This is a genomic window from Bifidobacterium miconis, assembly GCF_019331735.1.
Classification (GTDB): Bacteria; Actinomycetota; Actinomycetes; order Actinomycetales; family Bifidobacteriaceae; genus Bifidobacterium; species Bifidobacterium miconis.
In genome coordinates this window covers 1-8,139 of the sequence record NZ_JAHBBH010000066.1, presented here as the reverse complement: position 1 = coordinate 8,139, position 8,139 = coordinate 1, and the positions used below count along the sequence as shown (strand labels likewise).

Genomic DNA, 8,139 nt, shown 5'->3' with positions numbered 1-8,139 from the left:
AGCCTCTCGATCGTCGAACTGCCGGGCAAGATATTGGACAGCGGGCCAACACCCGTCGAATTGTGAGGATTCAGGGGAAATAGTGTGAAGGAACCCGTGTAATCGTGTGAGAGGATGCCGGTGTTTTCATGGGTGGTGGTTACGGTGGGGGTCATGTCTGACTCACGAAACACTTCCCGCGGCGCCCGATCGGCCAGCAGCGGCACCCGTCGCCACGCGGCTCACCGCGCCGGTTCCGCGAACCGCGCGTCGTCGGCCCGCGCCACCGGTCCGCGCAAACCCGCGGCACGCCATTACGGCGGCGGACAGCACCGTGCGGCGGGCAGCCGGAATCCCCGCCAACCGCGGCGCGGCCGGCATCTGATCCTCAAAACGTTCCTTGGCCTGATGCTCACCGGCATCATCGCGGCGGTCGGCGTATTCACCTACTTCTACGTCACCACGGCCATCCCACAGGCCGACAAGATCGCGCTCGCGTCGAAAACAACCGTCTACTATTCCGACGGCACCACGGAAATCGGCTCGTTCGCCGAACAGAACCGCGAAATCATCGAATGCAACGATCTGCCCGAATACGTCGGCAACGCGATCGTCGCCTCCGAAGATCGCACGTTCTACACGAACAAGGGCATCGACCTGCGCGGCATCGGACGCGCGCTCATCAACAACATCACCAAGGGCACCCGCCAAGGCGGCTCGACCATCACCCAGCAGTACGCGGAACGCTACTATCTGGGCGAAACCACGTCGTATCTCGGCAAGGCACGAGAGGCGATCCTCGCGCTCAAGCTCGCGCAGGCGCAGGACAAGAGCGAGATCCTGTGCAACTACATGAACACAATCTACCTCGGCCGCGGCGCATACGGCATCCAAGCGGCCGCGCAGGCGTACTTCGGCAAGAACGCGAAGGATCTGACCATCAATCAGGCGGCCATGATCGCCGGCATCATCCCCGCGCCGAGCACGTGGGACCCGGACGACAACCCGAAGATGGCCACGCAGCGCATGAAGCGCGTGCTCAACATCATGGAGGAGGACGGCTACATCACCGCCTCCGAGCACAGCAAGAACAACACGCTGCCCCAGACCATCGAATACACGCAGAACAACGTGTACGGCGGCTACAACGGCTACCTGCTGACCACGGTGGAGAACGAACTCATCAACTCCGGGTCGTTCACCAAGGACGACATCGAAACCGGCGGATACACGATTATCACCACGCTCGACAAGTCCATGCAGAGCGAAATCCAGTCCGTCGGCGACACGAGGCCGGACGGCATGCCGGCAAGCATCCAGGTGGGCGGCATCGCCGTGGATCCGCGCGATGGCTCGGTCAAGGCCATGTACGCCGGCTCCGACTATCTCGAGCACCAGCTCAACAACGCCACGCAGGCCACGTTCCAGCCCGGCTCGACCATGAAGCCGTTCGCGCTGCTGGGCGCCGCGCAGGAGGGCGTGAGCTTCAACACGATCTTCAACGGCAACACCGGGCTCAACTTCCAGGGCATCGTCAAGCCGGTGAACAACGCGCTCAACATGAACTGGGGCTACATCAACCTGTATCAGGCCACGGCCAACTCGGTGAACACGGTGTTCATGAACGTCAACGAGCACCTGACGCCGCAACGGCTCGCCAAAATCGCGCACGAGGCCGGCATCACGTCCAAAATCGACGAAACGTCGCCGTACAACGTGCTCGGCATCAACGCGACCACCGCGTGGGACCTCGCGCAGGGCCATTCGACGATCGCCGCGAACGGCGTGAAGAACACGCTGCACGTCGTGTCCACGGTCAAGGACTACAAGGGCAACGACATGTACAAGACCGCGGCCGAGAACAAGCAGGTGTTCGACGCGAACGACTGCGCGCTCGTGCAGAAGGCCATGCAGGGCACCACCACGACCGGTACGGCAGCAGGCACCGCCGCCGCGCTCGGCCGCGACGTGGCCGGCAAGTCCGGCACGGCGAACGATGAGACGGCCGCGTCGTTCGTCGGCTACGTGCCGCAGCTGCTCAACGTGTGGGCGATCTGGAATCCGGACGACAACGGCTCGCCGCAGGTGGTGCCCGAGTTCGCCGGATACGGCGTCTCCTCGACCGGCTACCCGGCGCATCTGTTCACCGAATTCATGAAGCAGGCGCTGACCGGCATGGACGTCGAACAGTTCCCGACCGCGACCGACAACGGCAAGATCGGCGGCCCGGACGGCACGTGGGGCACCGGCGGCGGCTACACGTACACGTGGTCGAACACCGGCAACTCCGGCACGGATTCGTCCAACGGCGGCACCGGCACCGCGACCGAGGGCACCGACGGCCAGTCCAACACGACCAGCGGCGGCACGTCGGGCTCGGGTTCGGGTTCCGGCGACGGCACTGGCTCGGCCAACGGCACGACGAACGGCGCAACCGGAGACGCCAACAGCTCCGACACGACCGGCACGACGAATGGCTCGGATACCGCGAACGGCTCGACCAACAACGGCACGACGGGCGGGACCACAGGCGGAGACACCGGTTCGTCCGGCACGGGCGGCACGGGTTCGAACGCCGGATCCAATACGACCGGCGGTTCCGCCGACACCGGCACGTCCGCCCAGTCCGACGACGGCTCCGCCGGTTCCGCGCAGTAGGCGACTCCCGGAAACGCCCGGCTCACTCCTTGATCTTGAGCACGGCGGCGTAGATCTGCTTGCGGTTCGGCAGCGAGCCGTCCGGCAGCGGATGCTCCTGCGCGACCTGCGTGATCGCGTCCTTGATGCGCAGCCCGTCCTCAAGCGCGCGGTCGATCGCCAGCACGGCCAGCTCGTCCACGCTCAGCGTGGCGGGCGCGGCCGCGGCGGCCTCCTCGTCGGATGCGCCGCCGATCACCAATACGATCTCGCCGCGCGGCGGCACGTCAATCACGCCCTGCCGAATCTCGCCGACCGTGCCGCGGCGAATCTCCTCATAGTCCTTGGTCAGTTCGCGGCACAGCGCCATCGGGCGGTCCGGTCCGAACGCGTCGAGCAGATCGTCCATCGACTCGGCGATGCGGTGCGGCGTCTCATAGAACACGATCGTGCGGCGTTCGGGCAGCAGCATGCGCAGATGCTGCACGCGTTCGGCGTGCTTGCGCGGCAGGAAGCCCTCGTAGCAGAAACGGTCGGTCGGCAGGCCGGACAGCGCGAGCGCGTCGAGCACGGCGGACGGGCCGGGCGCGCACGTGACGGGCAGTCCGCGTTCGATCGCGCGGCGCACGATCGCCAGTCCCGGATCGTTGATGGTCGGCATGCCTGCGTCGGAGACGACGAGCACGGTCGCTCCGGTTTCGACGCGGTCGAGCAGGCCGTCGGCCTTGTTGCGCTCGTTGTGGTCGTGGTACGCGACGACGGAACCGTTGACGTGCACGCCGAGACGGTTGGCCAGATCGTACAGTCGGCGCGTGTCCTCGGCGGCGACGATGTCCGCGTCGGCGAGCAGCGCGCGCAGTCGTTCGGATGCGTCGCCGACGTTGCCGATCGGCGTCGCGGCGAGCACGACCGTGCCGCGCGGGATCGCGATCATCGTTTCTTCAACCTCATCATTCGCGTCTGTCATGCCTACCAGTATTCCGCACGCCGGCTACTTCGCCGTGCGCGGCGGCCCGGCCGAGCCCTGCCCGACCGCGGCGGCCCGGCTGTGGCAACTTTCCGTAACGAACCCGACCGTGGCCAGCAATGCGAGTAACGTGGCTCATGTCGCGACGAGCGCGACGCACGAGGCAACACCATCGCAGTGGAGGGGACCATGCAATACTTCGAACAGACCATCACCGGCATTGACGGCAGCGAGGCGCGGTTCATCGGCTATGTGATCGACAACAGCGACGAGGTCGACCCGAACCGCCGGCGTCCGGCCGTGCTCGTGATTCCGGGCGGCGGCTACACGATGACGTCCGACCGCGAAGCCGAGCCGATCGCGCTCAAGTTCGTCGGCGCGGGATATCACGCGTTCGTGCTGCGCTACTCGTGCTCGCCAAGCCGGTACCCGGTCGCGCTGTGCGAGGCGGCGGAGGCGATGCGGCTGATCCGCGGGCATGCGGACGAATGGCACGTCGACCCCGATCGCGTTGCCGTGATCGGCTTTTCCGCGGGCGGTCATCTGGCGGCGAATCTTGCGTCCACGGTCGGCGACGACGATCTCGCCGCGCACGGCTATGACGCGGACGCGGTGCGGCCGAACGCGCTGATGCTCGCGTATCCGGTCGTCACGTCCGGACCGCTCGCGCATCGCGGCAGCTTCGACAATCTGCTCGGCCCGGAACGCAAGGACGACGACGCGTGGCTCGACAAGCTGTCGATCGAGAAGCACGTCGATGCGAAGATGCCGCCGGTGTTCGTGTGGCACACGGTCACCGACAACGCGGTGCCGGTGGAGAATACGCTGATGCTGATCGGCGCGTGCAAGGAGGCCGGCGTGAGCGTGGAGGCGCACCTGTTCCCGGAAGGCTGGCACGGACTGGCGCTCGGCACGATGGAAACCGCGTGGAACGCCGATCCGGCGTCCGTGTTTCCGTGCATTCAGATCTGGCCGAAGCTGGCGTGCGACTGGCTGGAGCGCACGTTTGCGGCGGAGTGACGCCGAATTCTCTTACATGGCCGCTGGTATCGTTCGTACAGGTTTTAATTTGACATTCGCAACGATATTGACGGGATGTTCATGGGTTTCATCAATTTCATCATCGAGCTGCTCAAGGATCCGCGCGCGGCGATCGCCAGCTGGATTGCGATGGGCGTGGCGCCCACACTCGGCTTCATTTTCCTGATCGTGTTCATCGAAACGGGCGTGGTGTTCTTCCCGTTCCTGCCGGGCGATTCGCTGCTGTTCGCGGCCGGCGTGTTCGCCGCGCCCGACGCGACGACCGGTCAGATCGCGCTGCCGCTGCACTACCTGCTGCCGGTTGTGTGGTGCGCGCCGATCATCGGCGACCAGTGCAACTACTTCATCGGCCACTTCTTCGGCCGGCGGATCATCGCGTCCGGCAAGGTCAAGGCCATGACGCCGGAGCGCATCGAGAAGACCGAGAAGATGATCGAGAAGTGGGGCCCGCTCGCGGTGTTTCTGGGGCGCTTCTTCCCGTTCATCCGCACGTTCATGCCGTTTATTTCCGGCATTTCGGGCATGCGCTGGCGTCGGTTCACGCCGTTCTCGGTGCTCGGCGGCTTCATCTGGTCGTCGCTGTTCACGCTGCTCGGCTACTTCTTCGGCAACATTCCGGCCGTGCAGCAGCACTTCGAGCTGGTGATCGTGCTGATTCTGGCCGTCTCGCTGATTCCGACGATCGTCGGTCTGCTCAAGGCTAAGTTCGGCAAGAAGAAAGCTGCGGGGGCTGCGGCTGGCATTGCGGATGGCTCGGGTGACGGCGTTGACCGTATCGACAATACGGCGGCCGCGACAGGCGGTTCCGTCACGCCGCGTCATGCCAAGTGAGCAGAGGCCATGCGCAACCAGCCATAAGTCATCACGAAACCTTCACACTTTGAGTTGCGTTCGGGCGAATCGCGTATTAGAGTGTAGCGAGTTGTCCTGCGGAGCAAGACAACATCCAATGGGGCTGTAGCTCAGTTGGTAGAGCGCTTCGTTCGCATCGAAGAGGTCGTGGTTTCGATTACCATCAGCTCCACGAAGAACCCTCGGGATTCCACCCCCGAGGGTTTTTCTTTATCTAAACCGTTGTATCTCATCGCCGAGGTCTCGGGGGGGGCGATAGTTGTCTTGGAGTTGCCTGTGAACCGGCGATCTGATTCCGGGCGATTCTCGATACCGTTCCGCATCGAGGAAAGAGAGGAACGTCATGGGGACGTTCACATCGCATCATGACAAGACCGGATTGCGCCGGCCCATCAAATCACTAGTCGGATTGACATGCTCAGCCGCTATGCTTTTCACCGGCATAATGACCACAGGCACCGCGTTGGCCGACGAAACCACCGGCGTCGACGCTAACGGCAACGTAGCCATCAACGCCATTAATTTCCCGGATGAACAGTTCCGTAGCTTCATTGAGGGGTACGACACGAATGGCGACGGCACACTCAGCCAGAGCGAACGCGACGCCGTCACCTCGATGACGAGTTACACCCTGTACATCTCGAACTTCAAAGGTCTGGAATTCTTCCACAATCTAACCGAATTCGATGCGTCTACAGACGAGTCCGTAACGTTCCTAGATTTCAGCCACAATACGAAACTGCAGAAGCTGGGCTTCCGTAATAATGACGGACTTACTTCACTAGACCTGAGCCACAACACCGAGCTCACTACGCTGGATTTATACGGTGACAATCTGACCTCCCTCGACCTGAGTCACAACACCAAGCTGGTCACAGTCAACCTTGATGCCAATGACAATTTGTCATCCTTGAACGTGACGAAGCTCCCGAAGCTGACCAACCTGAGCGCTGGCTCTACAAAGCTGGCTTCTCTGGACGTGACGGAGAACCCGAAGCTGGAAAACCTCAACGTATACGGCACGGAACTGACCACGCTGGACGTGCGTAATAACCCTCGCCTGCAGAGCCTCTCCGTCTCCAGTTATGGTGGCAATAACCTTCTGCAGTCTCTGGACGTGACCAAGAATCCGGAACTGCAGAGTCTTACCGTGCAGGGCAGTAAATTAACCTCGCTGGACGTGTCCAAGAACACCAAACTAACCAAGCTGGACTTGTGGAACAACCAGCTGACGGAACTGAACGTGACGAACAACCAATTCCTTACGGAATTGAGTGTTTCCCAAAACCAGTTGCCGGCATTGGACGTGTCCAAGAACACCAGACTAACAACCCTCAGTGTGGACGGCAACAAGCTAACTTCATTCGACGTCAGCAACAACCCCGAGCTGACCACTCTGTCCGTCAGTATCAATCAACTTCCAGCACTGGACGTCTCCCGGAACACGAAACTGACAGTATTAGCCGCTGGAGACAACCCAATAAGCTCCATAGATCTGGGCAATAACCCGAACCTCACAGACCTGTCGGTATCTAACGCGAAGCTGACGTCACTCAACGTTACCAACAACCCCGCGCTCGAATCTCTTGACGCCGATCAGAATCAGATCCAGTCGATCGACCTGACTCACAATCCCGAACTGAGCCAGCTGAATCTCTCTGATAATCAGCTGACATGGCTCGACTTGTCGAAGAACAGCAAGCTAAGCGGAGAACTCAAGCTTTACGACAACAAGCTCGTAACCCTAGACGTCTCCAACAACCCAGATGTCCGCGACCTGCAGGTGTACAATAATTCGTTGATTGCCCTCTCTGTGAATAGCAAGCTTTATAGCGCCGAAATCTCCGGCAGCAAGGGCACACAGCTATTCGACTACAACGGGGCGAACCTTGACCTCTCCAACTACTCACTCGTGGACATCACTCAACTGTCCAATATGGAATGCGGCGTCCTGTCCGGAACGGTGCTCACCGTCCCAGACTGCATCAATCGCACGGCCACCTTCACCTCACCCATAAAAAACAAAAGCAACTGGACGTTAAACTCCGCGATCATGTTCCACGGCCTCGCGGACAAAATCTCCCCGCACCTATACGGCATCGATGACACCTACGTCAAGGTCGGAGGCAGCTTCGATCCGAAGGAGAACGTCTATGCCATCGATGACGAGGACGGGCGAATCGAAGCCGACAATATCACCATCGATGGCAAGGTCGACGTCAATATCCCAGGCGACTACACAATCAAGTACGCGGTGTCCGATAAGGCCGGAAACCTGACCAGCATGATACGAAAAGTCACCGTGTACGATCCCGTCGTCGGAAAACGTTCATTCCTGCAAAATCAAATCGAACAGTACAAGGAACTGTCCGAAGCCGACTACACGGCAAATTCATGGAAGGCTTTCCAAACCGTCCTCGACGAGGCAAAAGCACTCGTCAAGAAGGCCGATGCCACCGAACAGGAATTGGCCGACGAGTCCGGCAAACTGACCGACGCTTACAACGGTCTGGAAAAGAAGTCCTCTACGACCGCAGCCGACAAGACCGCGCTGGACGCCGCGGTCAAGACGGCCGAGTCCAAGAAGCAGGACGCCTACACGCCCGAATCCTGGACCCCGTTCGCCAAGGCCCTCGCGGACGCCAAGACCGTGCAGGCCAACG

At 61.4% G+C, this 8,139-nt stretch carries 5 protein-coding genes and 1 tRNA gene; 5 read left to right on the top strand and 1 reads right to left on the bottom strand.

Features of this window, described 5'->3' with window-relative positions; genetic code table 11:
- Positions 1–153 precede the first annotated feature (153 nt).
- Positions 154–2,637 carry a transglycosylase domain-containing protein gene (locus KIH79_RS12420; protein WP_219059658.1) on the top strand — a complete coding sequence of 828 codons (2,484 nt, stop codon included), beginning with the start codon at positions 154–156 and terminating at the stop codon, positions 2,635–2,637.
- Positions 2,638–2,659: 22 nt separating this feature from the next.
- Here the strand turns inward: KIH79_RS12420 and rsmI are convergent, their stop codons facing one another.
- Complete coding sequence (gene rsmI, locus KIH79_RS12415; protein WP_338023154.1) at positions 2,660–3,583, bottom strand: 16S rRNA (cytidine(1402)-2'-O)-methyltransferase; 924 nt, start codon at positions 3,581–3,583, stop codon at positions 2,660–2,662.
- A 189-nt stretch (positions 3,584–3,772) separates the two neighbouring features.
- On the opposite strand from rsmI, the gene KIH79_RS12410 reads away from it, so the two are divergent.
- The 4 genes from KIH79_RS12410 to KIH79_RS12395 form a co-directional block, all read left to right on the top strand.
- Positions 3,773–4,603 (top strand): alpha/beta hydrolase, encoded by an 831-nt coding sequence (locus KIH79_RS12410; RefSeq protein ID WP_219059657.1) that lies wholly within the window; start codon positions 3,773–3,775, stop codon positions 4,601–4,603.
- Between the two features lie 81 nt (positions 4,604–4,684).
- A complete protein-coding gene (locus tag KIH79_RS12405) occupies positions 4,685–5,455 on the top strand; it encodes a DedA family protein (protein ID WP_219059656.1) in 771 nt (256 codons plus the stop codon).
- Between the two features lie 120 nt (positions 5,456–5,575).
- Positions 5,576–5,648: transfer RNA gene (locus tag KIH79_RS12400), tRNA-Ala, on the top strand.
- Positions 5,649–5,819: 171 nt separating this feature from the next.
- The coding region (locus KIH79_RS12395) for an immunoglobulin-like domain-containing protein (RefSeq protein WP_219059655.1) at positions 5,820–8,139 on the top strand (2,320 nt) is incomplete at its 3' end.